Origin of the sequence: Pseudomonas rhizozeae (assembly GCF_031583775.1) — a bacterium.
Taxonomy (GTDB): domain Bacteria; phylum Pseudomonadota; class Gammaproteobacteria; order Pseudomonadales; family Pseudomonadaceae; genus Aquipseudomonas.
In genome coordinates this window covers 64639-91316 of the sequence record NZ_JAVLSB010000007.1, presented here as the reverse complement: position 1 = coordinate 91316, position 26678 = coordinate 64639, and the positions used below count along the sequence as shown (strand labels likewise).

Annotated in this window: 31 protein-coding genes; 18 read left to right on the top strand and 13 right to left on the bottom strand. The window is 60.9% G+C overall.

The genetic code is table 11. From position 1 onward, the window contains the following. The first annotated feature begins 60 nt into the window (after window positions 1–60). Together RG836_RS01590 and tldD are read left to right on the top strand one after the other, a co-directional pair. On the top strand, window positions 61–900 hold the full coding sequence (locus RG836_RS01590) for a carbon-nitrogen hydrolase family protein (RefSeq protein ID WP_310842676.1): 840 nt from the start codon (window positions 61–63) through the stop codon (window positions 898–900). 27 nt (window positions 901–927) lie between these two features. Next, on the top strand, window positions 928–2370 hold the full coding sequence (tldD, locus tag RG836_RS01585; protein ID WP_310842675.1) for a metalloprotease TldD: 1443 nt from the start codon (window positions 928–930) through the stop codon (window positions 2368–2370). A gap of 48 nt (window positions 2371–2418) precedes the next feature. Here tldD and yjgA read toward each other — a convergent pair whose 3' ends face one another. Further along, window positions 2419–2943 (bottom strand): ribosome biogenesis factor YjgA, encoded by a 525-nt coding sequence (gene yjgA / locus RG836_RS01580; protein ID WP_310842673.1) that lies wholly within the window; start codon window positions 2941–2943, stop codon window positions 2419–2421. A gap of 108 nt (window positions 2944–3051) precedes the next feature. On the opposite strand from yjgA, the gene pmbA reads away from it, so the two are divergent. The 6 genes from pmbA (at window position 3052) to RG836_RS01550 (ending at window position 8324) form a co-directional block, all read left to right on the top strand. Next, window positions 3052–4398 (top strand): metalloprotease PmbA, encoded by a 1347-nt coding sequence (pmbA, locus tag RG836_RS01575; RefSeq protein ID WP_310842672.1) that lies wholly within the window; start codon window positions 3052–3054, stop codon window positions 4396–4398. Window positions 4399–4558: 160 nt separating this feature from the next. After that, window positions 4559–4954 (top strand): FagA protein, encoded by a 396-nt coding sequence (locus RG836_RS01570; protein ID WP_310842671.1) that lies wholly within the window; start codon window positions 4559–4561, stop codon window positions 4952–4954. After that, a complete protein-coding gene (locus RG836_RS01565) occupies window positions 4947–6323 on the top strand; it encodes a class II fumarate hydratase (RefSeq protein WP_310842669.1) in 1377 nt (458 codons plus the stop codon). Before RG836_RS01570 ends, RG836_RS01565 begins: the two co-directional genes overlap by 8 nt. Window positions 6324–6350: 27 nt before the next feature. Beyond that, window positions 6351–6788: a hypothetical protein gene (locus RG836_RS01560; protein ID WP_310842667.1), complete on the top strand. Its 438-nt coding sequence runs from the start codon at window positions 6351–6353 to the stop codon at window positions 6786–6788. Between the two features lies 1 nt (window position 6789). Then, on the top strand, window positions 6790–7401 hold the full coding sequence (locus RG836_RS01555) for a superoxide dismutase (protein ID WP_310842666.1): 612 nt from the start codon (window positions 6790–6792) through the stop codon (window positions 7399–7401). 29 nt (window positions 7402–7430) lie between these two features. Next, window positions 7431–8324 (top strand): ZIP family metal transporter, encoded by an 894-nt coding sequence (locus RG836_RS01550; RefSeq protein WP_310842664.1) that lies wholly within the window; start codon window positions 7431–7433, stop codon window positions 8322–8324. A gap of 60 nt (window positions 8325–8384) precedes the next feature. Here RG836_RS01550 and RG836_RS01545 read toward each other — a convergent pair whose 3' ends face one another. The 10 genes from RG836_RS01545 to RG836_RS01500 form a co-directional block, all read right to left on the bottom strand. Continuing rightward, entirely contained in the window at window positions 8385–8660 is a 276-nt protein-coding gene (locus RG836_RS01545; protein WP_310842663.1) for an HPr family phosphocarrier protein, read from the bottom strand. A 15-nt stretch (window positions 8661–8675) separates the two neighbouring features. Next, window positions 8676–9533: an RNase adapter RapZ gene (gene rapZ, locus RG836_RS01540; RefSeq protein ID WP_310842662.1), complete on the bottom strand. Its 858-nt coding sequence runs from the start codon at window positions 9531–9533 to the stop codon at window positions 8676–8678. A 2-nt stretch (window positions 9534–9535) separates the two neighbouring features. Further along, window positions 9536–10000 carry a PTS IIA-like nitrogen regulatory protein PtsN gene (gene ptsN / locus RG836_RS01535; RefSeq protein WP_310842661.1) on the bottom strand — a complete coding sequence of 155 codons (465 nt, stop codon included), beginning with the start codon at window positions 9998–10000 and terminating at the stop codon, window positions 9536–9538. Between the two features lie 12 nt (window positions 10001–10012). Next, window positions 10013–10321: a ribosome hibernation-promoting factor, HPF/YfiA family gene (gene hpf, locus RG836_RS01530; protein WP_007941242.1), complete on the bottom strand. Its 309-nt coding sequence runs from the start codon at window positions 10319–10321 to the stop codon at window positions 10013–10015. Between the two features lie 73 nt (window positions 10322–10394). Then, window positions 10395–11888, bottom strand: coding sequence for an RNA polymerase factor sigma-54 (locus RG836_RS01525; protein ID WP_310842658.1), 1494 nt, complete (start codon window positions 11886–11888; stop codon window positions 10395–10397). Window positions 11889–12075: 187 nt separating this feature from the next. Continuing rightward, window positions 12076–12801 carry an LPS export ABC transporter ATP-binding protein gene (gene lptB, locus RG836_RS01520; RefSeq protein WP_259499399.1) on the bottom strand — a complete coding sequence of 242 codons (726 nt, stop codon included), beginning with the start codon at window positions 12799–12801 and terminating at the stop codon, window positions 12076–12078. Continuing rightward, entirely contained in the window at window positions 12801–13349 is a 549-nt protein-coding gene (gene lptA, locus RG836_RS01515) for a lipopolysaccharide transport periplasmic protein LptA (RefSeq protein WP_310842656.1), read from the bottom strand. The genes lptB and lptA overlap by 1 nt, the downstream gene beginning before the upstream one ends. Continuing rightward, window positions 13336–13908: an LPS export ABC transporter periplasmic protein LptC gene (gene lptC, locus RG836_RS01510; RefSeq protein ID WP_310842654.1), complete on the bottom strand. Its 573-nt coding sequence runs from the start codon at window positions 13906–13908 to the stop codon at window positions 13336–13338. Before lptC ends, lptA begins: the two co-directional genes overlap by 14 nt. A 6-nt stretch (window positions 13909–13914) precedes the next feature. Beyond that, the gene (locus RG836_RS01505) at window positions 13915–14439 is read right to left on the bottom strand and encodes a KdsC family phosphatase (RefSeq protein WP_310842653.1); all 525 of its coding nucleotides are present in this window, start codon (window positions 14437–14439) and stop codon (window positions 13915–13917) included. Continuing rightward, window positions 14440–15414: a KpsF/GutQ family sugar-phosphate isomerase gene (locus tag RG836_RS01500; protein ID WP_310842652.1), complete on the bottom strand. Its 975-nt coding sequence runs from the start codon at window positions 15412–15414 to the stop codon at window positions 14440–14442. It lies immediately after the preceding gene. A gap of 277 nt (window positions 15415–15691) precedes the next feature. Here RG836_RS01500 and RG836_RS01495 point away from each other — a divergent pair, with 277 nt between their 5' ends. The 10 genes from RG836_RS01495 (at window position 15692) to hisC (ending at window position 23655) form a co-directional block, all read left to right on the top strand. After that, window positions 15692–16501, top strand: coding sequence for an ATP-binding cassette domain-containing protein (locus RG836_RS01495; RefSeq protein WP_310842651.1), 810 nt, complete (start codon window positions 15692–15694; stop codon window positions 16499–16501). Next, window positions 16501–17298: a lipid asymmetry maintenance ABC transporter permease subunit MlaE gene (mlaE, locus tag RG836_RS01490; protein ID WP_310842650.1), complete on the top strand. Its 798-nt coding sequence runs from the start codon at window positions 16501–16503 to the stop codon at window positions 17296–17298. The genes RG836_RS01495 and mlaE overlap by 1 nt, the downstream gene beginning before the upstream one ends. Further along, window positions 17298–17765, top strand: coding sequence for an outer membrane lipid asymmetry maintenance protein MlaD (mlaD, locus tag RG836_RS01485; protein ID WP_310842649.1), 468 nt, complete (start codon window positions 17298–17300; stop codon window positions 17763–17765). Before mlaE ends, mlaD begins: the two co-directional genes overlap by 1 nt. A gap of 11 nt (window positions 17766–17776) precedes the next feature. Next, window positions 17777–18418: an MlaC/ttg2D family ABC transporter substrate-binding protein gene (locus RG836_RS01480; protein WP_310842647.1), complete on the top strand. Its 642-nt coding sequence runs from the start codon at window positions 17777–17779 to the stop codon at window positions 18416–18418. Then, entirely contained in the window at window positions 18415–18720 is a 306-nt protein-coding gene (locus tag RG836_RS01475) for an STAS domain-containing protein (protein WP_310842645.1), read from the top strand. The genes RG836_RS01480 and RG836_RS01475 overlap by 4 nt, the downstream gene beginning before the upstream one ends. A 115-nt stretch (window positions 18721–18835) precedes the next feature. Next, window positions 18836–19087, top strand: coding sequence for a BolA family protein (locus RG836_RS01470; RefSeq protein WP_310842643.1), 252 nt, complete (start codon window positions 18836–18838; stop codon window positions 19085–19087). Between the two features lie 22 nt (window positions 19088–19109). Continuing rightward, a complete protein-coding gene (gene murA, locus RG836_RS01465) occupies window positions 19110–20375 on the top strand; it encodes a UDP-N-acetylglucosamine 1-carboxyvinyltransferase (RefSeq protein WP_310842641.1) in 1266 nt (421 codons plus the stop codon). Window positions 20376–20501: 126 nt separating this feature from the next. Beyond that, a complete protein-coding gene (gene hisG, locus RG836_RS01460; protein ID WP_010213102.1) occupies window positions 20502–21137 on the top strand; it encodes an ATP phosphoribosyltransferase in 636 nt (211 codons plus the stop codon). Window positions 21138–21262: 125 nt separating this feature from the next. Further along, window positions 21263–22600, top strand: coding sequence for a histidinol dehydrogenase (hisD, locus tag RG836_RS01455; RefSeq protein ID WP_310842638.1), 1338 nt, complete (start codon window positions 21263–21265; stop codon window positions 22598–22600). Between the two features lie 2 nt (window positions 22601–22602). Next, window positions 22603–23655, top strand: coding sequence for a histidinol-phosphate transaminase (hisC, locus tag RG836_RS01450; RefSeq protein ID WP_310842636.1), 1053 nt, complete (start codon window positions 22603–22605; stop codon window positions 23653–23655). 149 nt (window positions 23656–23804) lie between these two features. Here hisC and RG836_RS01445 read toward each other — a convergent pair whose 3' ends face one another. Both RG836_RS01445 and RG836_RS01440 read right to left on the bottom strand, forming a co-directional pair. Next, on the bottom strand, window positions 23805–24524 hold the full coding sequence (locus RG836_RS01445) for a DUF4198 domain-containing protein (RefSeq protein WP_310842634.1): 720 nt from the start codon (window positions 24522–24524) through the stop codon (window positions 23805–23807). Between the two features lie 12 nt (window positions 24525–24536). After that, entirely contained in the window at window positions 24537–26642 is a 2106-nt protein-coding gene (locus RG836_RS01440) for a TonB-dependent siderophore receptor (protein ID WP_310842633.1), read from the bottom strand. Between the last annotated feature and the right edge of the window lie 36 nt (window positions 26643–26678).

The following is a 26678-nucleotide window of genomic DNA, read 5'->3' as shown; positions in this document are numbered from 1 at the left end:
GCCGGCCGCATGGAGTAGCATGGCTGCCAGTGCTTGTGAAAAGCGATTCGGGAGCGCGCCATGTCTTTCGCGGTAATTCAGATGGTCAGCCAGAGCGATGTGCTGGCCAACCTCGCCCAGGCCCGGCGCTTGCTCGAGCGGGCGGCGCAGAGCGGCGCGCGCCTCGCGGTGCTGCCGGAAAACTTCGCCGCCATGGGCCGCCGCGACATCGCCGACATCGGCCGCGCCGAAGCCCAGGGCGAAGGCCCGATCCTGCCGTGGTTGAAACAGACCGCCCGCGACCTCAAGTTATGGATAGTGGCAGGCACTTTGCCGTTGCCGCCGGCAGATCAGCCGACCGCCAAAGTCCACGCCTGCTCATTGTTGGTGGACGAGCACGGCGAGACGGTCGCCCGTTACGACAAATTGCACCTGTTTGATGTGGACGTGGCGGACACGCGCGGTCGCTACCGTGAATCCGATGACTATGCTCATGGCAGTGCTGTGGTGGTGGCGGACACGCCGGTTGGCCGAGTGGGTTTGACGGTGTGCTACGACCTGCGTTTTCCGGAGCTGTACAGCGAATTACGTGCCGCCGGTGCCGAGTTGATCACCGCGCCGTCGGCTTTCACCGCCGTGACCGGTGCCGCGCATTGGGACGTGTTGATTCGCGCACGGGCCATCGAGACCCAGTGCTATGTGCTCGCGGCCGCCCAGGGTGGCGTGCATCCGGGGCCGCGAGAAACCTTCGGGTATGCAGCGATCATCGACCCCTGGGGCCGGGTGGTGGCGCAACAGGATCAAGGCGAGGCCGTGCTGCTGGCCGAACGCGATAGCAGCGAACAGGCGTCCATTCGGGCGCGGATGCCGGTGTCCAGTCACCGGCGCTTTTTCTCGCAGGGCGCGCGGCGACCTGCTTAAGAACGACGAATTTAAGGCGTAAAGCATATGAGCGAGTTGTTGTCCTCAGTCAGTGACCACCTGTTGGCGCCCGGCGGCGTGACGATCGAGAGCCTGCAAAGCGTGCTCGGCGACCTGGCCGGCCCGGGTATTGATGCTGCCGACCTGTATTTCCAGGGGCAGATTTCCGAGTCCTGGGCGCTGGAAGACGGCATCGTCAAGGAAGGCAGCTTCAACCTAGACCAAGGGGTGGGGGTGCGTGCGCAGTCCGGGGAAAAAACCGGGTTTGCCTACAGCAACGCCATCACCCTTGAAGCCCTCGGCGCTGCGGCGCGGGCGGCGCGTTCTATATCCCGCGCCGGGCAGAATGGCAGCGTGCAGGCCTTCAGCACCCAGGACGTGGCGCAGTTGTACGCCCCGGACAACCCGCTGGAAGTGATCAGCCGCGCCGAGAAGGTTGAGTTGCTCAAGCGTATCGACGCCGCCACCCGCGCCCTCGACCCGCGAATTCAGCAAGTCACGGTGAGCATGGCCGGGGTCTGGGAACGGATTCTGGTGGCGTCCACCGACGGCGGCCTGGCGGCGGATGTGCGGCCGCTGGTGCGTCTCAATGTCAGCGTGATCGTTGAGCAGAACGGCCGCCGCGAGCGCGGTGGCCATGGCGGCGGCGGGCGTACCGACTATCGTTATTTCCTCAGCGACGACCGCGCCATGGGCTATGCCCGCGAAGCGCTGCGTCAGGCGCTGGTCAATCTGGAGGCGATTCCGGCGCCGGCCGGTACCCTGCCGGTGGTGCTGGGTTCGGGCTGGTCCGGCGTGCTGCTGCACGAAGCGGTCGGCCATGGCCTGGAAGGTGATTTCAACCGCAAGGGCAGTTCGGCCTACAGCGGACGCATGGGCGAAATGGTTGCGTCGAAGCTGTGCACCATCGTCGATGACGGCACCCTGGCCGGTCGTCGTGGTTCCCTCAGCGTCGACGACGAAGGCACACCGACCGAGTGCACCACGCTCATCGAAAACGGCGTGCTCAAGGGCTACATGCAGGACAAGCTCAATGCCCGGTTGATGGGCGTGGCGCGCACCGGTAACGGTCGCCGCGAATCCTACGCGCACTTGCCGATGCCGCGCATGACCAACACCTACATGCTGGGTGGCGAAAGCGATCCGGCGGAAATCATTGCCTCGGTGAAGAAGGGCATCTACTGCGCGAACCTCGGTGGCGGCCAGGTTGACATTACCAGCGGCAAATTTGTGTTCTCCACCAGCGAAGCCTATTTGATCGAGGACGGCAAAATCACCGCGCCGGTCAAAGGCGCAACGTTGATCGGCAACGGCCCGGAAGCCATGAGTAAGGTGTCGATGGTCGGTAACGATCTGGCGCTGGACAGCGGCGTGGGGACCTGTGGCAAGGATGGACAGTCGGTGCCAGTGGGCGTAGGCCAGCCGACGCTGAAAATCGACGCGATCACCGTGGGTGGCACGGGCGCGTAAAGAAGGGAGCGACGGGTGGGCTGCGTGGCAACCCACCCCGGTCGAGGATCAGCGCAGGCCGCGTTGAGTCTCGTCCAGCTCGCGAATGTACTTGAAGATTTTGCGGCTCGAGGCCGGCGGCTTGTTGGTCGCCACTTCGTGCTGGGCCTGACGGATCAGGGAGCGCAATTGTTGGCGATCGGCCTCGGGGTACTCGATGAAGAACTTTTCCAGGACGCCATCGTCGCCCGCGATCAAGCGATCGCGCCAGCGTTCCAGGCCGTGGAAACGTTCGTTGTACTGCCGGGTGGAGGCATCGAGTTGATCGAGCAGAGTCAGAATCGCGTCAGTGTCCTGGTCGCGCATCAGTTTGCCGATAAACATCAGGTGCCGTTTACGCGCGATGTTCGCGCTGTGCTTCGGCGCATCGCCCAGAGCCCGGCGCAAGGCGTCGGTCAAGGGCAGTTTTGCCAGCAAGTCAGGCTTGAGTGTGGTCAGTCGCTCGCCAAGGTCAACCAGAGCATGCAGCTCGCGTTTGACCTGGGATTTGCTTTTTTCTCCCGTATCGAGGGAGTCGTCGTAAGAATCAACCATGGTGGCCGTCCGCAAAGAAACGCCGCCATGATAACCAGTCGGGGGCCGCTTGTCCGGCCCGGTCGCTCACAGGCCTTAGCCGAAAGCAGAATTTGAGTGGAGAACAGCATGAGTGCAGTTGAAAGCGTCGGCCCACAAGCGTTGCCGGCACTGCAAGAGCAAGTCGAGCAGATCATCGCCGAAGCCAAGCGCCAGGGTGCCAGTGCCTGTGAAGTCGCGGTGTCCCTGGAGCAGGGCTTGTCGACATCGGTGCGCCAGCGGGAAGTGGAAACCGTGGAGTTCAACCGCGACCAGGGCTTCGGCATCACCCTGTATGTTGGCCAGCGCAAGGGCTCGGCCAGCACTTCCGCCAGTGGTCCGGACGCGATTCGCGAGACCGTCGCCGCCGCGCTGGCGATCGCCAAGCACACCTCTGAAGACGAAGCCTCGGGCCTGGCGGATGCGGCGTTGATGGCTCGCGATCTGCAGGATTTCGACCTGTTCCATGAGTGGGACATCACCCCTGAGCAAGCCATCGAACAAGCGCTGGCCTGTGAAGCGGCGGCTTTCGACGCCGACAGCCGGATCAAGAACGCTGACGGCACCACGCTGAGCACCCACCAGGGTTGCCGCGTGTATGGCAACAGCCACGGTTTTGTCGGCGGCTATGCGTCGACCCGGCACAGTCTGAGTTGCGTGATGATCGCCGAGGCCGACGGCCAGATGCAGCGCGATTACTGGTATGACGTGAACCGCATTGGCACCTTGCTGGCCGACCCGGCGAGCATCGGCCAGCGCGCCGCGCAACGGGCTGCGAGCCGCCTCGGTGCGCGCCCGGTGCCGACCTGCGAAGTGCCGGTGCTGTTTTCCGCGGAACTGGCGGGCGGGTTGTTTGGCAGCTTTCTGTCGGCGATCTCCGGCGGCAATCTTTATCGCAAATCGTCGTTCCTCGAAGGCGCGCTGGGGCAGAAGCTGTTCCCGGAATGGCTGACCCTCGACGAGCGGCCGCACCTGATGCGCGCCATGGGCAGCTCGGCGTTCGACGGTGATGGCCTGGCGACCTACGCCAAACCATTCGTCGAAAACGGCGAGTTGGTCTCCTACATTCTCGGCACCTATTCCGGCCGTAAACTCGGTATGCCAAGTACCGCGAACGCCGGTGGTGTGCACAACCTGTTCGTCACCCATGGCGACGAAGATCAAGCCGCGCTGCTGCGGCGCATGGGGCGTGGCCTGTTGGTCACCGAATTGATGGGCCATGGCTTGAACATGGTCACCGGCGACTACTCCCGGGGCGCGGCGGGGTTCTGGGTGGAGAATGGCGAAATCCAGTTCGCGGTGCAGGAAGTCACCATCGCCGGCAACATGCGCGACATGTTCAAACAGATCGTCGCGGTGGGGAATGACCTGGAATTGCGCAGCAACATTCGTACGGGTTCGGTGTTGATCGAGCGGATGACCGTCGCCGGCAGTTAACCTCGTCTCGATGCATAAGAAGGCGCGCCACCTGATCGGGTGACGCGCTTTTTTATGCGCCGTGCACCAGTCTCACAATAAGTCTCATCCATTAGTTGGGGTTGTTTTGGTTCTCATTATCATCTAATAATAAATCTCATTATCGGATGAGCCCCGAATTATGAGTTCTGCTTTGCACGAGCAGCCTTACCTCGAAAGCTGGCGCTGGATGAGCCGTCAGATTCGATGCGCGCTGAACCCCGACGAACCGCGTCTGATCGAACATTACCTGGCTGAAGGCCGGTATCTCTCCTGTTGCACGGCCACCTCGCCCTGGACCGTCGCCGAAACCACTTTCCGTTTGCTGCTCGACACCGCCACCGATGTCGCGCTGCCCTGGCACTGGCGCAGTTACTGCCTCGACCAGGCCTGGCGCCCGCTGCGCGAACTGGAACGCCTCTCTTTGTGCAACTGCCGCCTCAATCGCTGGCAGCGCTACACCTGGCAACTGGCGACCTGCGAGTTGCAGCCTTCCATTCCCCTCATTGAACTGCTGCAAGGATTTCCCGATGAGTAACACTCGTATCGAACGCGACAGCATGGGCGAACTGCAAGTCCCCGCCGACGCCCTGTATGGCGCGCAGACCCAGCGCGCCGTGGTCAATTTTCCGATCAGCGGCCAACGCATGCCGGCGCAATTCATCCGCGCCCTAGTGTTGGCCAAAGCCGCAGCGGCCAAGGCCAACGTCGAACTCGAACAAATCAGCGCGGCCCAGGGCAAGGCGATCGTCGACGCCGCCCAAGGCCTGCTCGAAGGCGATTTCATGCAGCACTTCCCGGTGGATATCTTCCAGACCGGTTCGGGCACCAGCTCCAACATGAACGCCAATGAAGTGCTCGCGACCCTGGCCAGCCGTCTACTGGGCGAAGCGGTCAACCCGAATGATCACGTCAACTGCGGGCAGAGCAGCAACGACATCATCCCGACCACCATTCACGTCAGCGCCGCGCTGGCGCTGCACGAGCAATTACTGCCGGCGCTGGCGCATCTGGTCGAGGTGATCGAGCGCAAGGCCGAGCAAGTGCATCCGTTCGTCAAAACCGGCCGAACGCACCTGATGGATGCCATGCCCGTGCGCATGAGCCAGGTACTTAACGGCTGGGCGCAGCAGCTCAAGGCCAACATCGCTCACCTGCAGGATCTGCGACCGGCGCTGCAATCCCTCGCGCAGGGCGGCACGGCGGTCGGCACCGGGATCAACGCGCATCCACGGTTCGCGGCGTTGTTCAGCCAGCAACTGAGCCAACTCACGGACCTGAAGTTCACCCCGGGCAAGGATCTTTTTGCGCTGATCGGTTCGCAGGACACGGCGGTGGCGGTATCGGGCCAGCTCAAAACCACCGCAGTGTCGTTGATGAAAATCGCCAACGACCTGCGCTGGATGAACTCCGGGCCTTTGGCCGGGCTCGGTGAAATCGAACTCGAAGGCCTGCAGCCGGGCTCGTCGATCATGCCGGGCAAGGTCAACCCAGTGATCCCGGAAGCCACGGCGATGGTCGCCGCGCAAGTCATCGGCAACGACAGCGTGATCACCATTGCCGGGCAGTCCGGTAATTTCGAGTTGAACGTAATGTTGCCGATCATCGCGCAAAACTTGCTCAGCAGCATCGAACTGCTGGCCAACGCCAGCCGCCTGCTCGGCGACAAGGCCATCGCCACGTTCAAGGTCAACGAGGCCAAGCTCAAGGAAGCGCTGTCGCGCAATCCGATCCTGGTGACCGCACTCAACCCGATCATTGGTTACCAAAAAGCCGCCGAAATCGCCAAAAAAGCCTATCAGCAGGGCCGTCCGGTGATCGATGTGGCCCTCGAACACACCGACTTGTCCCGTGGCCAACTGGAAGAACTACTCAATCCGGAAAAGCTCACCGCTGGCGGCGTGTAAACCCTGCTAACGCTTTGGAGGCTCACCATGGAGCACTGGAAACGCACGATCGAAAGGGCAAATCGCTATTTCATGCAGGGCGAACTGGTCGATGCCCGAGAAGCTTATCTGCAAGCCCTGGCGCTGGCGCAGGTGTTGTTCGAACGCTGGGCCAACGCTGACGAAGCGGTAGCGGCCATCGTGATTTCCCATCACAACCTGGCGGACTTGCACTTGCGCCTCAACCAGCCAGAGGAGAGCGCCGAGTATCTGTGCGCGGTCCATCAACTGTTGCTGCAGACCATGCAGTCGCCGCGACTGGCCCCGGCCCTGCGCGAAGCCGCGTTGCGCCACAGCAGCAAGACTTACGTCGAGCTGCTGAATTTCATCAGTGAACACGGCGAGTACCCACGCACTCACCGCTTGCTGCTGGTCGATGCCGCATCGGCCCGTCACCGCACCCCTCATCATTATGGAGTCCATTGACATGGCTTTTACCTTGCCTGCTTTGCCCTACGCCTACGACGCCCTGGAACCGCACATTGATGCGCAAACCATGGAAATCCACTACACCAAGCACCACCAGACTTACATCAACAACCTGAACGCTGCGGTCGAAGGCACCGAGTTCGCCGAGTGGCCGGTGGAAAAACTGGTCGCCAGCGTCCAGCAGTTGCCGGAAAAACTCCGTGCGGCGGTGATCAATCAGGGCGGCGGACATGCCAACCATTCGCTATTCTGGGAAGTGATGGCGCCTAACGCGGGCGGTCAACCGGAGGGCGCGCTGGCCAAGGCGATCGACGAACACCTCGGTGGTCTCGATAGCTTCAAGGAAGCGTTCACCAAGGCTGCACTGACTCGCTTCGGCAGCGGCTGGGCGTGGCTGAGCGTGACACCGCAGAAAACTCTGGTAGTGGAAAGCAGCGGTAACCAAGACAGCCCGCTGATGAACGGCAACACACCGATCCTTGGCCTGGACGTTTGGGAGCACGCCTACTACTTGCGCTACCAGAACCGTCGTCCGGAATACATCAATGCGTTCTATAACGTAATTAACTGGCCAGAAGTCGCTGCACGCTATCAGGCCGCACTGGCTTAAGTCTCTAGAACAAGAATCCAAGGCCGACTATGGGCACTGAAACACTGGCAATCAGCAGCGGGCGAATGTTTCGCTATGCGTTGGGCTCACTGTTGCTGTTGGCGGGCATGACGCTGCTGGTGGCCAAGGGATTGACCTGGCTGGAGATGGAGCCGCGTTTGCTGCGGGCTTTGCAAGGTGGCGCGATCTGCGCGCTGGGTACGGCGTTGGGCGCCGTTCCGGTGCTGGTCATCCGCAATATGCCCATCGCCGTCAGCGATACCTTGCTAGGGTTCGGCGCCGGTGTGATGCTCGCGGCCACGGCGTTTTCGCTGATCGTCCCAGGCATCAGCGCGGCTGAAAGCCTGGGGCTTACTCCCTGGGCGGCCAGCGGCCTGATCTGCTTTGGCATCATGCTCGGGGCGTTCGGGCTGTTTCTGGTGGACCGCAAAGTGTCCGGCGCTTCGCCCGAAATGCTGGTGGGCACGCCGGAGCGACCGGTGATTCCTCCGCGGATCTGGCTGTTCGTGTTTGCGATCATCGCCCATAACATCCCGGAAGGCATGGCGGTCGGCGTTTCTGCTGGTGGCGGCATGCCGGATGCCGACAGCCTGGCCATGGGCATCGCTTTGCAGGACGTTCCCGAAGGGCTGGTGATTGCGCTGGTGTTGGCCGGGGCGGGGATGTCGCGGGTCAAGGCGTTTCTGATTGGCGCGGCGTCAGGTCTGGTTGAGCCGGTCTTTGCGCTGTTGTGCGCCTGGCTGGTGAGCCTGGCCGAGGTAATATTGCCGCTGGGTCTGGCCTTGGCAGCCGGGGCGATGTTGTTGGTGGTGACCCATGAGGTCATTCCCGAATCGCGGCGCAACGGCCACGACAAACTGGCCAGCCTTGGCCTGTTAGTCGGGTTCTGTCTGATGATGGTGATGGATACAGCGCTGGCCTAGCGCCTCGCAACGCTGGCTGACTTCGAGGGGCTGCATTGCGCGGCCCCTCTTTCATTCAGGCTATTCGCCTTCATCAAAGTAGTTATTGATCAGCGCCACCAGTGCATCCAGCGCTGCCTGCTCTTGCTCGCCTTCGGTGCTCAGATAGATCTTGGTGCCTTTACCGGCCGCCAACATCATCATCGCCATGATGCTTTTGCCGTCCACCGTGGTTTCGGGTGTCCGACCCACCCGGATGGAGCAATCCTTGAACTGACCGGCCACGCCGACGAATTTGGCTGATGCTCGGGCATGCAAACCCAGCTTGTTAATGATCTCAATTTCCAGAGCGGGCATCGCGGTGTGGATCCTTTAGCTAAGGTCGCGGTGGCGGACCTGGACATTCTTAAGGGATTGTTGCAGGGCCTGGCCCAAACGTTCGGTCAGGTAGACGGAGCGGTGATGCCCGCCGGTGCAGCCAATGGCCACGGTGACATACGCGCGGTTACTGGCGGCAAAGCGTGGCAACCATTTATTCAAATACGAATAGATATCCTGGAACATTTCCTCGACATCCGGCTGCGCCGCCAGGTACTCGGCCACCGGGGCGTCGAGGCCGGACTGGTCACGCAGTTCCGGTTTCCAGTAGGGATTGGGCAGGCAGCGCACGTCGAACACCAGGTCGGCATCCACCGGCATGCCACGCTTGAAGCCGAATGACTCTACCAGGAACGCGGTGCCCGGCTCTGGCTGGTTCAGCAGGCGCAGCTTGATCGCATCGCGCAGTTGATAGAGGTTCAACTGCGTGGTGTTGATTTTCAGGTCGGCGAGATCGGCAATCGGCCCCAGCAGGGCGGTTTCGTCATGGATCGCCTCGGCCAGCGACCGGCTCATGTTACTCAGCGGGTGGCGACGACGGGTCTCCGAAAAGCGCTTGAGCAGCGTTTCCTCGTCGGCGTCCAGGTACAGCACGTCACATTTGATATGTCGGCTGCGGACTTCTTCGAGCAGGGAAGGGAAGCGCGAAAGGTGGCTGGGCAGATTACGTGCATCGATCGACACGGCCACCAGCGGTTGCGCCAGTTCGGTGTGGATCAAGGCGCGCTCCGCCAATTCCGGCAGCAAGCCGGCGGGTAGGTTGTCGATGCAGTAGTAGCCGTTGTCCTCAAGGACATCGAGCGCCGTACTTTTACCCGAGCCTGAGCGGCCGCTGACGATGATCAAGCGCATGGTTACTGACCGTTTTGCTCGTCCAGGACAACCTGATACAAGGCTTGATTATTCGGGGCGCTGCGCAGTTTTTCACGTACTTCCTTGCGATCGAGCATGCTGGCGATCTGGCGCAACAGCTCCAGGTGCGCATCGGTAGCCGCTTCCGGGACCAGCAGTACAAACAGCAGGTCGACCGGTGCGCCGTCGATGGCGTCGAAATCGATTGGCGCGTCGAGGTGCATCAAGGCACTGACGGGCATGGTGCAGCCTTTGAGGCGGCAGTGGGGAATGGCGATGCCGTTGCCAAAACCGGTGGAACCCAGTTTTTCACGGGCGACCAGGCTCTCGAAGACGTCCTGCATGGCCAGATCAGGCACCTCGCGGTGGATCAGGTTCGCAATTTGTTCGAGGGCTTTCTTTTTGCTGCCGCCCGGCACGTTCACAAGGGAACGGCCGGGGGTCAGGATGCTTTCAAGTCGGATCATGGGTGGGGAGTGTTAACGACCGGTCGCGCCCTGGAGGAGGCTCTGGGTCTTTTCCTTATGCTTTTTGAGTTGTTTGTCCAGCTTGTCGGTGAGTGCGTCGATCGCTGCATACATGTCGGTATGCTCAGCGTTGGCGACCACTTCGTTGCCGGGAATATGCAAGGTGGCTTCGATTTTCTGCTTCAACTTCTCGACTGTCATCGTGACCTGCACGTTGGTGATCTTGTCGAAATGCCTTTCTAATCGTTCGAGTTTCTCGCCGATGTAGGTGCGCAGGGGTTCGGTCACTTCCAGTTGGTGTCCACTGATGTTGACTTGCATACAGCTTCTCCTTCGTTGCCAGTGCATAAAGCGGTAGACCTGATGGTCTACCACTGGAACGCTGTGGCGTGGCTTACATCAACCGCTTGCGTTCGCTCGAAGGCGCGATCCCGAGGGACTCGCGGTACTTGGCGACGGTGCGGCGAGCCACCTGAATGCCTTGTGCCTCCAGTAAACCAGCGATCTTGCTGTCACTCAACGGCTTTTTCTGATTTTCCGCGGCAACCAGTTTTTTGATGATCGCGCGGATCGCCGTGGACGAGCATTCGCCGCCTTCGGAGGTGCTGACGTGGCTGGAGAAAAAGTATTTCAGCTCATATATGCCCCGTGGGGTATGCATGAATTTTTGCGTGGTCACCCGTGAAATGGTCGATTCGTGCATGCCCACCGCTTCGGCGATGTCGTGCAGGACCAACGGCTTCATCGCTTCGTCGCCGTATTCCAGGAAGCCGCGCTGATGCTCGACGATCTGCGTAGCCACTTTCATCAGGGTTTCGTTGCGGCTTTGCAGGCTCTTGATGAACCAGCGCGCTTCCTGCAACTGGTTGCGCATGAAGGTGTTGTCGGCGCTGGTGTCGGCGCGACGGACGAAACCGGCGTACTGGGCATTGACCCGCAAGCGCGGCACCGACTCTTGGTTCAGCTCCACGAGCCAGCGTTCATTGTCCTTGCGCACGATCACGTCAGGTACAACGTATTCGGCTTCGGTGGATTCGATCTGTGAGCCCGGGCGCGGATTGAGGCTTTGCACCAGTTCGATGACTTGGCGCAGCTCGTCTTCCTTGAGTTTCATGCGACGCATCAACTGGCTGTAATCGCGGCTGCCGAGCAGGTCAATGTAATCGCCGACCAGGCGCTTGGCCTCGGCCAGCCAAGGCGTTTTCGCCGGCAGTTGACGCAATTGCAGTAGCAGGCACTCGCCCAGGTTGCGAGCGCCGATGCCGGCCGGTTCGAATTGCTGGATGCGGTGCAGGACGGCTTCGATCTCATCCAGCTCGATGTCCAGTTCCGGGTCGAAGGCTTCGAGGATTTCCTCAAGGGTTTCGTCCAGGTAGCCCTGATTGTTGATGCAGTCGATCAGAGTGACGGCGATCAGGCGATCAGTGTCGGACATCGGCGCCAGGTTCAGTTGCCACAGCAGGTGGCTCTGCAAGCTTTCGCCGGCGGAGGTGCGGGTAGTGAAATCCCACTCGTCGTCATCGTTGCTGGGCAGGCTGCTGGCGCTGGTCTGATAAACGTCTTCCCAGGCGGTATCGACCGGCAACTCATTGGGGATGCGCTCGTTCCAGTCGCCTTCCTCGAGGTTGTCCACCGTCGGGGCGCTTTCCTGGTAGGAGGGTTCCTGGATATCGGTGTTCGGCTTCTGCTCGACATTGTCGGCCAGCGGGTCAGCGTTATCGAAGTCGTCGCCTTCTTCCTGGCGTTCGAGCATCGGATTGGACTCCAATGCCTCCTGGATTTCCTGTTGCAGGTCCAGGGTCGACAATTGGAGCAGGCGGATGGCCTGTTGCAGCTGAGGTGTCATCGTCAGCTGCTGGCCCATTCTCAAGACTAGCGATGGTTTCATGGCAGGGGCTTAACACCTTATTCGCCGGCGCACATGCGCCATCCACTACAGGGCGCCGGAGCGCCAAACATAAGCAAATTATATGCCTGAAACCTCGGTGTTTGCCTAGAGCGCCGTAACAATAAAAAACACACCAAGTGTATTAACTGTCCCGGGCGCTCTGACGACTCGCCAGGCCTCGCAATGCTTACAGGCGGAACTCGTGGCCCAGATACACTTCCTTGACCAGCTCGTTGGCCAGGATAGTGGCGGAATCGCCTTCGGCGATCAGTTGGCCATCGTTGACGATGTAGGCGGTCTCGCAGATATCCAGGGTTTCACGGACGTTGTGGTCGGTGATCAGCACGCCAATGCCCTTGGCCTTGAGGTGATGGATGATCTGTTTGATGTCGCCCACCGAGATCGGGTCCACGCCGGCGAAGGGTTCGTCGAGCAGGATGAATTTCGGTGCGGTGGCGAGGGCGCGGGCGATTTCTACGCGGCGACGTTCACCGCCGGACAGGCTCATGCCCAGGTTGTCGCGAATGTGGCTGATGTGGAATTCCTGCAGCAGGCTTTCCAGTTCCTTGCGACGGCCGGCCTTGTCGAGTTCCTTGCGGGTCTCGAGGATGGCCATGATGTTGTCGGCCACCGACAGTTTGCGGAAGATCGAGGCTTCCTGCGGCAGATAGCCGATCCCGGCCTTGGCTCGGCCGTGCATCGGCTGGTGGCTGACGTCGAGGTCATCGATCAGCACACGACCCTGATCCGCCTGCACCAGGCCGACGATCATGTAGAAGCAGGTGGTCTTGCCGGCGCCGTTGGGGCCGAGCAAACCGACGATCTGACCGCTGTCGATGGACAGGCTGACGTCGCGCACGACCTGGCGGCTCTTGTAGCTCTTGGCCAGATGCTGAGCTTTCAGGGTTGCCATTAAGGGGCCTTCTGCTCGTCAGTTTTCTTTTTCGGCTGGATCACCATGTCGATGCGCGGGCGCGACTCGGTCACCTTGCTGCCGGTGGCACGGCCGGCGCTGGCGCGCTTGGTCTTGGTGTCGTAGACGATTTTTTCGCCCTGTGTAACGTTGCCGTCCTTGTCGATGACCTTGGCGCGGTCGATCAGTACGACGCGATCTTGCGCGGCGTGGTACTGGATGGTAACGCCGTAGCCCTGAACAGGCTTGGTGTCACCCGCGGTCTGCAACTGCTCGAAGTAGGCCAGATTGCCCACCGAGGTCACTACGTCGATGTCGCCCGTTTGGGTGCGAGTGATGGTCACGGTGTTGCCGGTGACCTTCATCGAACCCTGGGTAATGATCACGTCACCGGTGTAGGTGGCGATGCCTTGCTTGTCGTCCAGTTGGGCGTCGTCGGCCTGGATGCGGATCGGCTGTTGCTGATCGTTCGGCAGAGCCCAGGCGCTCACGCTTCCCAGTGCTGCGCTCAGACCGAGCAAAATAGGGAGGGTTTTAACGAGCCTCATACTGTCCTCTTACGTTCGATAGCAGGTGTATCCTGCTTTCTTTCAAATACGCTTTCATTCCCTTGCCAGTCGACACGCCACCAGCGCCGTCGATTCTAACGGCTTGTTCGGTTTGCGCATATTGCTGCTTGGGGAACACGGTCATACGACTGCTGGTAATGATGGTCTGGCGGTTTTTCGCGTCGGTGCGCGCGATGCGTACCGAGTCGATCAGCTCCACTTCGGTGCCGTCCGGATTGACCTCGCCGCGCAAGCTCTGCACGTGCCAGGGAAACTCGGTACCACGAAACATGTTCAAGTCCGGGTTGGTCAGCAGGGTCACTTCGGTGGCCTTCAGGTGCTCGACCTTGTCGGAAGTCATCTCATACTGCAACTTGCCGTCCGGCAAGTACTGCTTGCTGTGGGCGTTGATCGCGTAATAGTCGATCGCCGTTTCGTCGACCTTGGCCACCGGCTGGTCGAGAAAGCGTTCCGGGCTGATGTTCCAGTAACCGACCGCGGCAAACAGCGCCGCGATAATACCGAACACCAGGATGTTTCGAATCTTTTTACTCAGCATAAGCACTCACAGGTACGCGGCATTGGCCGTTTCAAGTCGGCCCTGGGCGCGCAGGATCAATTCACAGAACTCACGGGCGGCACCTTCGCCCCCCCGGGCCTGGGTAATACCGTGGGCATGCTCGCGCACGAAACCCGCGGCATTGGCCACCGCCATGCCCAGCCCTACGCGGCGGATCACCGGCAGGTCCGGAAGGTCATCGCCCAGGTAAGCCACTTGTTCATAGCTTAGGTTGAGTTGGGCAAGAAGCTCGTCGAGCACCACCAGTTTGTCTTCGCGCCCCTGATAAAGATGGGGGATGCCAAGGTTTTTCGCCCGCCGCTCGACCACCGGTGTCTTGCGGCCGCTGATGATAGCGGTCTGGACGCCGGCTGCCATCAACATCTTGATGCCTTGGCCATCCAGCGTGTTGAAGGTCTTGAATTCGCTGCCGTCTTCGAGGAAGTACAGGCGTCCGTCGGTCAATACGCCATCGACGTCGAACACCGCCAGTTTGATGTGTTGGCCACGTTGCAGCAGGTCGGCGCTCATTTACATCACTCCCGCACGCAGCAAGTCGTGCATGTTCAAGGCGCCTACCGGGCGGTCGTGGGTGTCGACGACGACCAAGGCGCTGATTTTATTGTCTTCCATGATCTTCAAAGCCTCGGCCGCGAGCATTTCCGCGCGGGCGGTTTTGCCGTGGGCGGTCATGACATCGTCAATGGTTGCGCGGTGAATGTCGATGGCGCGGTCCAGCGAACGGCGCAAGTCACCGTCCGTGAAGATCCCGGCGAGTGTGCCGTCGGCTTCGAGAATCACTGTCATGCCCAGGCCCTTGCGGGTCATTTCCATCAAGGCATCCTTGAGCAGGGTGCCGCGCTGGACGTGGGGCAATTCTTCACCGGCGTGCATCACGTTCTCGACTTTCAGCAGCAGGCGACGACCGAGGGCGCCACCGGGGTGTGAAAAGGCGAAGTCTTCGGCGGTGAAGCCACGGGCTTCGAGCAGCGCAACGGCCAGGGCATCGCCCATCACCAGCGCGGCGGTGGTCGACGAGGTCGGGGCCAGGTTCAGCGGGCAGGCTTCATGCTCGACATGCACGTTGAGGTTGACTTCGGCGGCCTTGGCCAGCGGCGAGTTCGGGTTGCCGGTCATGCTGATCAATTGGATGCCGAGGCGTTTGATCAGCGGCAACAGGGTCACGATTTCATTGGTGGAGCCAGAGTTCGACAGGGCCAGGATGATGTCATCGCGGGTGATCATGCCCATGTCGCCATGGCTGGCTTCGGCCGGGTGCACGAAAAATGCGGTGGTGCCGGTGCTGGCCAGGGTCGCGGCAATCTTGTTGCCGATGTGCCCCGATTTGCCCATGCCAACCACCACCACACGACCTTTGCTGGCCAGAATCATCTCGCAAGCACGTACGAAATCCGCGTCGATATGGGCCAGCAAGCCTTCTACGGCTTCAAGCTCGAGGCGGATGGTGCGTTGTGCCGATTGAATCAGGTCGCTGGATTGGCTCATGTCTGAAATCGTATAGCCCGATGAAAAGGCGGCGATTATAGCGGTAATGATCGAAACCCTCACGTTAGTTTCGTCGTGCATTCGCCGGCCCGTCTCGCGAAACACACCTGCTAATGAATTATTAGTGGAAATGAAGCGCAACGTACCGGTCTTCGGCCTTGGGGCCTTCGGCGCAGCAGTGATATAGTTCGCCGCCAGTTCGGCCCGCCCGGTAAGGTAACGGTTCGTGTCAAAGAGCCAGGCGTCCGAGTGAGAGGCTGCATCGCAAGGAGTTTAGATGAGTGCCGATAACGCCTACGCGGTCGAGCTGAAGGGCCTGTCCTTCAAGCGCGGTGCGCGCAGCATTTTCAATAACATCGATATTCGCATTCCACGCGGCAAGGTCACGGGCATCATGGGACCTTCCGGGAGCGGCAAGACGACATTGCTGCGTCTGATGGGGGCACAATTGCGCCCCAGCAGTGGCGAAGTGTGGGTCAACGGCCAGAATCTTCCGAAACTGTCGCGCAGCGATCTGTTCGATGCGCGTAAGCAAATGGGCGTACTGTTCCAGAGCGGCGCGCTGTTCACCGATCTCGACGTGTTCGAGAACGTCGCATTTCCCCTGCGTGTTCATACCGAATTGCCGGAAGAGATGATCCGCGACATCGTCCTGCTCAAGTTGCAGGCGGTTGGCCTGCGCGGTGCTCTCGAGCTGATGCCCGATGAGCTGTCGGGTGGCATGAAGCGCCGGGTGGCGCTGGCGCGCGCCATTGCCCTCGATCCGCAGATTCTCATGTACGACGAACCCTTTGTCGGCCAGGATCCGATCGCCATGGGCGTGCTGGTGCGCCTGATCCGCCTGCTCAATGACGCGCTGGGGATCACCAGCATCGTGGTCTCCCACGATTTGGCCGAAACCGCGAGCATCGCCGATTACCTGTATGTGGTCGGCGACGGCCAGGTGCTGGGGCAGGGCACGCCTCGGGAACTGAAGGAGTCGGACAACCCGCGTATTCGCCAATTCATGAAAGGTGATCCGGACGGCCCTGTGGCTTTCCATTTTCCAGTCACGGATTACCGCACCGATTTGTTGGGGAAGCGCTGATGCGCAAGAAGTCATTAATAGAAAGAATCCGCTTGTTCGGTCGCTCCGGCATCGACCTGGTGGCTGTCCTCGGTCGCTCCTCGCTGTTTCTATTCCACGCGTTACTCGGTCGCGGTTCGGTCGGCGGCGGCTTTGGCCTGCTGGTCAAGCAACTGCACTCGGTCGGTGTGATGTCCCTGGTCATCATTGTGGTCTCGGGGATTTTCATCGGCATGGTGCTGGCGCTGCAGGGTTTCAGCATTCTGTCGAGCTACGGCTCGGAGCAGGCGGTGGGGCAGATGGTTGCCCTGACGCTGTTGCGTGAGCTGGGGCCGGTGGTGACTGCCTTGCTGTTCGCCGGACGCGCCGGTTCGGCGTTGACGGCGGAGATCGGTAACATGAAATCCACCGAGCAGTTGTCGAGCCTGGAAATGATCGGCGTCGACCCGCTCAAGTACATTGTTGCCCCGCGCCTGTGGGCCGGCTTCATTTCCCTGCCGGTGCTGGCGATGATATTCAGCGTGGTGGGGATCTGGGGTGGTTCGTGGGTGGCCGTTGACTGGCTGGGGGTCTACGAAGGCTCCTACTGGGCGAACATGCAAAACAGCGTGAACTTCAGTGGCGACGTGCTCAACGGCATTATCAAGAGCATGGTATTTGCCTTTGTCGTGACCTGGATCGCCGTATTCCAAGGCTATGACTGCGAGCCCACCTCCGAGGGGATCAGCCGAGCCACTACCAAGACCGTGGTCTACGCCTCACTGGCGGTGCTGGGCCTTGACTTTATTTTGACCGCCTTGATGTTTGGAGATTTCTGATGCAAAACCGCACCCTGGAAATCGGTGTCGGCCTTTTCTTGCTGGCTGGCATCCTGGCTTTGTTGCTGCTGGCCCTGCGAGTCAGCGGTCTGGCACCGACCGCGAGTACCGATACGTACAAACTTTATGCTTATTTCGACAATATCGCCGGTTTGACGGTCAGAGCCAAGGTGACCATGGCCGGTGTAACCATCGGCAAGGTCACGGCCATCGATCTGGACCGCGACAGTTTCACCGGTCGAGTGACCCTGCAACTGGAAAAGCGCGTGGATAACCTGCCGACTGACTCGACAGCTTCTATCCTCACCGCTGGCCTGTTGGGCGAGAAGTACATCGGTTTGAGCGTGGGGGGCGAAGACACCCTGCTCAAGGACGGTGGAACCATTCACGACACCCAGTCGTCACTGGTACTTGAGGACCTGATCGGTAAATTCCTGCTCAATACCGTTAGCAAAGACGCCAAATGAGGAGCTTTTGAATGATCTCAATCTTGCGACGTAGCCTGTGGGCGCTCCTGGCGGCCTTGCCGTTGATGGCCCATGCCGTGGCGGCGCCGTCGGCCCATGACCTGGTGGAAGACACCACCAAGCGCATGCTCGCTGACCTGTCGGCCAATAAAGAGAAGTACAAGCAGGATCCGCATGACTTCTATATGGCGCTCAATACCATCGTCGGGCCCGTGGTAGATGCCGAGGGCATTTCCAAGAGCATCATGACGGTCAAGTACTCGCGCAAGGCCACCCCGGCGCAAATGAAGACGTTCGAAGAAAACTTCAAGCGCGGCCTGTTCCAGTTCTATGGCAATGCCTTGCTCGAATACAACAACCAGGGCATCACCGTTGATCCGCCCAAGGACGAATCCGGTGAGCGCACCAGCGTCGGCATGACGGTCAAGGGCAGCAGCGGCTCGATCTACCCGGTGCAGTACACCCTGGAGAAGGTCAATGGCGAGTGGAAACTGCGCAACGTGATCATCAATGGCATCAACATCGGCAAGCTGTTCCGCGATCAGTTCGCCGATGCCATGCAGCGCAACGGCGGCGACCTGGACAAGACCATCAACAATTGGGCTGGCGAAGTGGCCAAGGCCAAGGAAGCCACCGAGAAGCAGCCGCAATGACTGAGTCGGCGATTCGCATGAGCGAAACCGGCGAGTTGCTGCTCAGCGGTGTCCTCGATTACCGCAGCGGCCCGGGCCTGCGCAAGGAAGGCGCGGCGCTGATCAAAGCCAGCAGCGCCCCGGCGCTGGTGGTCGATTGCGCGGCGGTGGAAAAATCCAGCAGCGTGGGCCTGTCCCTGCTGCTGTGCTTCATGCGTGATGCGCAGGCGGCCGGCAAGGCGCTAACCATTCGTGCATTACCCGAAGACATGCGTGAAATCGCTCAGGTCAGCGAATTGACCGAGCTGTTGGCGCACCCTTAACTATCATCCATCAATCAAGCCCCCCGTCAGAGTCCTGCTTCGCGGGGTTCGCAGGCGCGGGGCTTTTTTGTATGATGTCCGACCCGCGCGCACAGGGCGCCGATTGAGGTTGAGCATGCAGGCCAACGAAGTAAAGAGCTTCCTTGAAGGAAAGCTGTCGAATTCTCTGTCACACGTGCATGTGGAAGTTGAAGGCGAAGGCTGCAATTTCCAGCTGAACGTGATTAGCGATGAACTGGCGGCGTTGAGCCCGGTGAAGCGTCAGCAGCAGGTCTATGCCCATTTGAACCCATGGATCGTCGATGGCAGCATCCATGCGGTCACTATGAAATTTTTCAGCAGCGCGGCCTGGGCCGAGCGCACCTGAGCCCAAGGGCGTCGAGATTCTTATGGATAAATTGATTATTACCGGCGGTGCTCGCCTTGATGGCGAAATCCGTATCTCCGGGGCAAAGAACTCTGCCTTGCCGATCCTGGCAGCGACCCTGCTGTGCGATGGCCCGGTGACCGTAGCCAACCTGCCGCACCTGCACGACATCACTACCATGATCGAGCTGTTCGGTCGCATGGGCATCGAACCGGTGATCGACGAGAAGCTCAGCGTCGAAATCGACCCACGCACCATCAAGACCCTGATCGCGCCGTACGAACTGGTAAAAACCATGCGCGCCTCGATCCTGGTGTTGGGCCCGATGGTTGCGCGTTTCGGTGAAGCCGAAGTCGCACTGCCTGGCGGTTGTGCCATTGGTTCACGTCCGGTCGATCTGCATATCCGTGGCCTCGAGGCCATGGGCGCGGTCATCGACGTCGAAGGTGGCTACATCAAGGCCAAGGCGCCTGAAGGTGGCCTGCGCGGTGCGCACTTCTTCTTCGATACCGTCAGCGTGACCGGCACCGAGAACATCATGATGGCCGCCGCCCTGGCCAAAGGTCGCAGCGTGTTGCAGAACGCCGCGCGCGAGCCTGAAGTCATCGACCTGGCGAACTTCCTGATTGCCATGGGCGCCAAGATCAGCGGCGCCGGCACCGACACCATCACCATTGATGGCGTCGAGCGTCTGCACTCGGCCACCTACAAAGTGATGCCGGACCGCATCGAGACCGGCACCTACCTGGTGGCCGCTGCCGTGACCGGTGGCCGGGTCAAGGTCAAGGACACCGATCCGACCATCCTCGAAGCCGTGCTGGAGAAACTGCGCGAATCCGGTGCCGAAATCACCTGCGGCGAAGACTGGATCGAGCTGAACATGCATGGCAAGCGTCCGAAAGCCGTCAACGTGCGTACCGCGCCGTACCCGGCGTTCCCGACCGACATGCAGGCGCAGTTCATCTCGCTCAACGCCATTGCCGAAGGCACCGGCGCAGTGATCGAGACCATCTTCGAAAACCGCTTCATGCACGTGTATGAACTGCACCGCATGGGCGCCAAGATCCAGGTCGAAGGCAACACCGCCATCGTCACCGGCACCGAGAAGCTCAAGGGTGCCCCGGTCATGGCCACCGACCTGCGGGCCTCGGCCAGTCTGGTGATTTCGGCGCTGATCGCTGAAGGCGACACCCTGATCGACCGCATCTACCACATCGACCGTGGTTACGAGTGCATCGAAGAAAAACTGCAGATGCTCGGCGCCAAGATCCGCCGCGTCCCGGGCTAGTCCCAGATGCATGGGCGCAAGGACGCGCCCGTTGAATTGTTGAAGTCGAGCCGGTTTCCGGCTCGATGTGTGTCCGGCGCCGAATGCGCCCGGGCATGAGTACCTTGATAAGGACTGACGTTTCCCATGTTGACCATCGCACTGTCCAAGGGCCGCATCCTTGACGATACCCTGCCGCTTCTGGCTGAAGCGGGCATTGTGCCGACCGAGAATCCGGACAAGAGCCGCAAGCTGATCATCCCCACGACCCAGGACGATGTTCGCCTGTTGATCGTGCGCGCCACCGACGTGCCAACCTACGTCGAGCATGGTGCCGCCGACCTCGGCGTTGCCGGTAAGGACGTGTTGATGGAGTATGGCGGCCAGGGCCTGTACGAGCCGCTGGACCTGCGCATTGCCCTGTGCAAGTTGATGACCGCCGGCCGCGTCGGTGACGTTGAGCCCAAAGGGCGCCTGCGGGTGGCCACCAAATTCGTCAACGTCGCCAAGCGTTACTACGCCGAGCAGGGCCGTCAGGTCGACATCATCAAGCTGTACGGCTCGATGGAGCTGGCGCCACTGATCGGCCTGGCCGACAAGATCATCGACGTGGTCGACACCGGCAACACCTTGCGTGCCAATGGCCTGGAACCGCAGGAATTCATCGCCGACATCAGCTCGCGGCTGATCGTCAACAAGGCGTCGATGAAGATGCAGCACGCCCGCATCCAGGCGTTGATCGATACCCTGCGCAAGGCAGTGGAGTCGCGACACCGCGGCTGATTCACCCGCGCGACCTTGAGTCGCGCCCGTCTATCCGCCTCATAGCCAGAATTCTCAGGTGCCCAAGCGGATCGAACGGTAGCTTAGGGCGCCTGAGTTTTTGCCATTCCTATGAGGCTCTCGCTATGACCGCACCGACTGCAATTCGCCGACTCAACGCTGCCGATCCGGATTTCGCACATCATCTGGATCATCTGCTGAGCTGGGAAAGCGTGTCCGACGACTCGGTCAATCAGCGGGTGCTCGACATCATCAAGGCTGTGCGCGAGCGCGGCGACGCGGCGCTGGTCGAATTCACCCAGAAGTTCGACGGCCTGCAAGTGGCGTCCATGGCTGAGTTGATACTGCCGCGCGAGCGCCTGGAACTGGCCCTGACCCGCATCAGCGTGGCCCAGCGCGAAGCCCTGGAAACCGCCGCCGCCCGTGTGCGCAGCTACCACGAAAAACAGAAGCAGGATTCCTGGAGCTACACCGAGGCCGACGGCACGGTGCTGGGTCAGAAAGTCACGCCACTGGATCGCGCCGGTCTCTACGTGCCGGGCGGCAAGGCTTCTTATCCGTCGTCGGTGCTGATGAACGCGATTCCGGCCAAGGTCGCCGGCGTCAGTGAAGTGGTGATGGTGGTGCCGACTCCGCGCGGTGAAATCAACGAACTGGTTCTGGCCGCTGCGTGCATCGCCGGAGTTGACCGGGTGTTCACCATCGGCGGTGCGCAAGCCGTGGCGGCGTTGGCCTACGGCACCGAAAGTGTGCCGAAGGTCGATAAAGTGGTCGGCCCCGGCAACATTTATGTGGCCACCGCCAAGCGCCATGTGTTTGGCCAGGTCGGTATCGACATGATCGCCGGCCCGTCGGAAATCCTCGTGGTCTGCGACGGCCTGACTGATCCGGACTGGATCGCCATGGACCTGTTCTCCCAGGCCGAGCACGACGAAGACGCCCAGGCGATTCTGGTGAGCCCCGACGCCGAGTTCCTCGACAAAGTCGCGGCGAGCATCGACAAACTGCTGCCGACCATGCCTCGCGCCGAGATCATCGCCACCTCAATCAACGGGCGCGGCGCGTTGATCAAGGTCGCCGACATGCAGCAAGCCATCGAAGTGGCCAACCGCATTGCCCCGGAACACCTGGAGTTGTCGGTTGCCGATCCGGAGGCCTGGTTGCCGCAGATCCGCCACGCCGGCGCGATCTTCATGGGCCGCCACACTTCCGAGGCCTTGGGCGATTACTGCGCCGGGCCGAACCACGTGTTGCCGACCTCGGGCACCGCGCGCTTCTCGTCGCCGCTGGGGGTGTATGACTTCCAGAAGCGTTCGTCGATCATCTTCTGTTCCGAGCAGGGTGCCTCCGAACTGGGCAAGACCGCTTCGGTGCTGGCTCGTGGCGAGTCGCTGACCGCCCACGCCCGTAGCGCTGAATACCGCATCGTCGATCAGGATTTCGTTGAAGGGCAGGGGAACTGAACATGAGTAAATTCTGGAGCCCGTTCGTCAAGACGCTGGTGCCTTACGTGCCAGGCGAACAGCCGAAGCTGACAAAACTGGTCAAGCTCAACACCAACGAAAACCCTTACGGCCCGTCGCCCAAAGCCTTGGCCGCGATGCAGGCCGAGTTGAACGACAACCTGCGCCTCTACCCGGACCCGAACAGCGACCTGCTCAAGCACGCGGTCGCCAAGTATTACCAGGTGCCGAGTAACTACGTGTTCCTCGGCAACGGCTCGGACGAAGTGCTGGCGCACATTTTCCACGGCTTGCTGCAACACGATTTGCCGCTGCTGTTCCCGGACATCAGCTACAGCTTCTATCCGGTGTATTGCGGGTTGTATGGCATCAACTTCGACGCGGTGCCGCTGGATGCGCAGTTCCAGATCAACCCGGCGGATTACGCCAAGCCCAACGGCGGGATCATCTTCCCTAACCCGAATGCGCCGACCGGTTGCGTGCTGGCGCTGGAAGCCGTCGAGCAAATCCTCAAGGCCAGCCCGGATTCGGTGGTGGTGGTCGACGAAGCCTACATCGACTTCGGCGGCGATACCGCGATCAGCCTGGTTCAGCAATACCCGAACTTGCTGGTGACGCAGACCCTGTCCAAGTCGCGCTCGTTGGCGGGCCTGCGGGTGGGGTTCGCGGTTGGGCATCCGGACTTGATCGAAGCGCTGGAGCGGGTGAAGAACAGCTTTAACTCCTATCCGCTGGATCGCCTGGCCATCGTCGGCGCCACGGCGGCGTTCGAGGACCGCGAACACTTCGACAAAACCCGTCGGCTGGTTATCGACAGCCGCGACAAGGTAGTCGCGCAACTGGAAGCCAAAGGCTTTGAGGTGTTGCCGTCAGCGGCCAACTTCATTTTCGCTCGCCATCCTCGGCACGACGCTGCCGGCCTGGCGGCGAAACTGCGTGAGCAAGGGGTGATCGTCCGGCACTTCAAACAGGAGCGGATTGCCCAATTCCTGCGGATCAGCGTTGGTACGCCGGAGCAGAATCAAGCGCTGATCGACGGCCTCGGCGATCTCTAAACCGCTTACGCGAGCAAGCCCCGCTCCCACATTGGAATGCATTTCAAATGTGGGAGCGAGCCTGCTCGCGAAAAACGATAACGCCGTGTGACTGGCACATCCCGGAACCGCTTTCGCGAGCAGGCTCGCTCCCACAAAGGTTAGTGGCGTTACTCGTGGTGCGGTTCGCCGAGGAACGTCAGTGAAGTGAACAAGCCTCGGGTCGCGACATCCGGATTGTCCTTCAGCGCCACTTCCATCTGCGCTGCGATGACATTCAGACCCTCATTCCTCACCAGCACTTGCGCACGCCCTTCGGCGTCGGTTTCAGTGCTCAGGGTGTTGGGCGCACTGCGGTAATCGCCGATCAACTTAACGCCCGCCGCCGGTTTGCCGTCGAGCAACACTCGCACCGGCAGCTTGTTGCCCGGCCCGACGGTGAGCGGATCAACTTCCGGCAGGATCAGCAATTTGATCGGCTCGAGCGCCGGCAACTTAGCGCCCGGCTGGTAAATCGCCAGGCTGTATTTGAAGGTCTCGGTCGATTGGATCGCGCCCGGCACTTTGCTGCGACCCTGGTTGACCCATTGTTTGTCGGCAGTCTGTGACCACATTCCGTTGTTCAGCGCCACCGCCATCACGGCGGGGGCTTTCAGCGGTTTCAATCGGGCGTGGTCGGCCAAGCGTTCGACGGTCACGGGGATCATGTGGCCACCCAGGTCATAGGCCCAGGCGCCACTGATCTTCTGCGCCTTGAACGCATTGTCTTCGGCGCCATGGCCGTAGATCACTTCGATATTGCCGCGACGTTGTTCGGTCCACAGGCCATGGGCCGAGGCTTGGCCGGCGAGCAGGGCGCCGAGCAGCAGCAGGGAGGTGCGCAGTTGCATGGAAACTTCCTTTTACAGATTGAGTGTCAGGCTGACGGTGAAATTGCGCGGCTCGCCGGGGTTGACCCAGTAGTTGCTGTACGAGCGCTCAAAGTATTTTTCATCGAGCAGGTTGTTCAGGTTCAGGCCCACGGTGACGTTCTCGCTGGCCTTGTAGTGGGCCAGCAGGTCGACGGTGTGATAGGCCGGCAGCTCGAACTCGCCGCCGGATTCCCCCGAGCGATCGCCGACGTAGGTGAACGCCGCGCCCACGTCCGAGCCGCGTAAGTGGCCGTCCTGAAATTCGTAAACCCCCAGCAGGCTGCCGCTGCGCTTGGCCACGCCGAGGATGCGGCTGCCGGCCGGGATCGCGGCGTCGCCTTCGGTGACTTCGGCATCGATATAGGCGAAGGCGCCGATCACGCGCAGCGCATCGCTGAGCTGGCCGCTGACCTGCAAGTCAAGGCCTTGGCTGCGGGCCTTGCCCATGGCGCGACTGGTGTCGGTGCCTGGGTCAAGGGCGAGGACGTTTTCTTTGTCGATATGGAAGGCCGCCAAGGTGGCGCTCAATCGGTCGTCGAACAGCTCGGCCTTGAGCCCGACTTCATAACCGACGCCTTCTTCCGGGTCGAAGGATTTGCCCGCCGCATCGAGGCCGTTGTTCGGCTTGAACGATGTGGAGGCGTTGGCGAACACGCCCAGTTCCGGCGTCAGTTGGTAGAGCAGGCCGGCGCGCTGGGTCAGCGCATCGTGGCGTTGACGGCTGGTGCTGGTGCGGGTGTGGTCATCGATGCTCTGCTCGAAATGCTCGAAGCGTGCACCGAGCATGCCGCGCAAGCGGTCGGTGAAGATGATCTGGTCCTGCAGGTTCAGCGCATGGCTTTCGACGTGTTCGAGGAAGTCCGTGCCCGAGCGCGCGCCGTTGGGTTTCGGCTGGCCGTAGATCGGCTGGTAGATATCGATGGCGTAAGGGCTGCCGGCGACTGTGGTGACGCGCTCGTTCTTGCGGTAGTTCTCGTACTCGCTGCCGATCAGCAACTCGTGCTGCCAACTGCCGATGTCGAACAGGCCGCGCAGTTCCAGTTGGGTGATGCTGTCGTGCCAATCGCTGTCGCGCTCGCGGTAGCGGCGGTTGACCGTATGCCCGTCGGCATTCAACGCCCGCGCCTCCGAGGCCGAGCCCCAGAGTTCGCCTTCTTTATAGTGACTGGCCAGGCGCAGCTTCCACTGGTCGCTGAGCTGATGCTCGAGCGCGGCTTGCAGTTGGTTGTTGTGGTTGTCGATGTCGCCATCGCTGGGCTCGCCGAGGAAGGTCGAGCGCGAGACGCCACTCCACTTATTGTTCGGTGCGACCACGCCACGGTCGAAGGTCGAGCTGTGGCGGACGATTTCGCTTTCGACCAGCAGGTGCGTGTCGGGGCTGAGCTGCCAGCTAATGGACGGCGCCACGAACACGCGCTTGCTGTCAACGTGATCGCGGAAGCTGTGGTTGTCCTCCACCGCCAGATTGACCCGCGACAATACGTTGCCATCGGCATCCAGCGGTGTGTTGACGTCCAGGGCGGTGCGGTAGCGATCCCAACTGCCGGCGCTGGTTTGCAGGGTGGTGAAGGCGTCGGCCTGTGGCTTTTTGCTGACTATATTGACCGTGCCGCCAGGATCGCCCCGGCCGTAGAGGCTGGCGGCGGGACCCTTGAGCACTTCGATGCGCTCGATATTGGCGGCGTCCGGGGTGCTCGGGTAACCCCGGTTGGCGCTGAACCCGTCCTTGTAGAACTCCGACGTGGTGAAGCCGCGCACGCTGTATTCGTACAGGGTCAGGCCGCCGAAATTGTTCTGCTTCGACACCCCGCCGGCAAACTCCAGCGCGCGTTCGACTCTGCTGCTGCCCAAGTCCTTGAGCACATCGGCGGGAATGACGCTGATGGCTTGCGGGATATCGCGGATCGCAGTGTCGGTTTTGGTCGCGCTGGAGGAACGCAAGGCTCGATAGCCGTGGACCGGGTCGGTGGCGGATTCGTATTCGGAGGTGACGCTGATGGCCTCCAGTTCCAAGGGTTGCGGGTCTTCGGCGAAGACCGGATCACCCAACAGGCCGAGGGTCAGGCCAGCAACGGAAGCCATTGTTCGAGACGACATGTTATGTTGTTCCAATAGTGATATTGAAACAATATA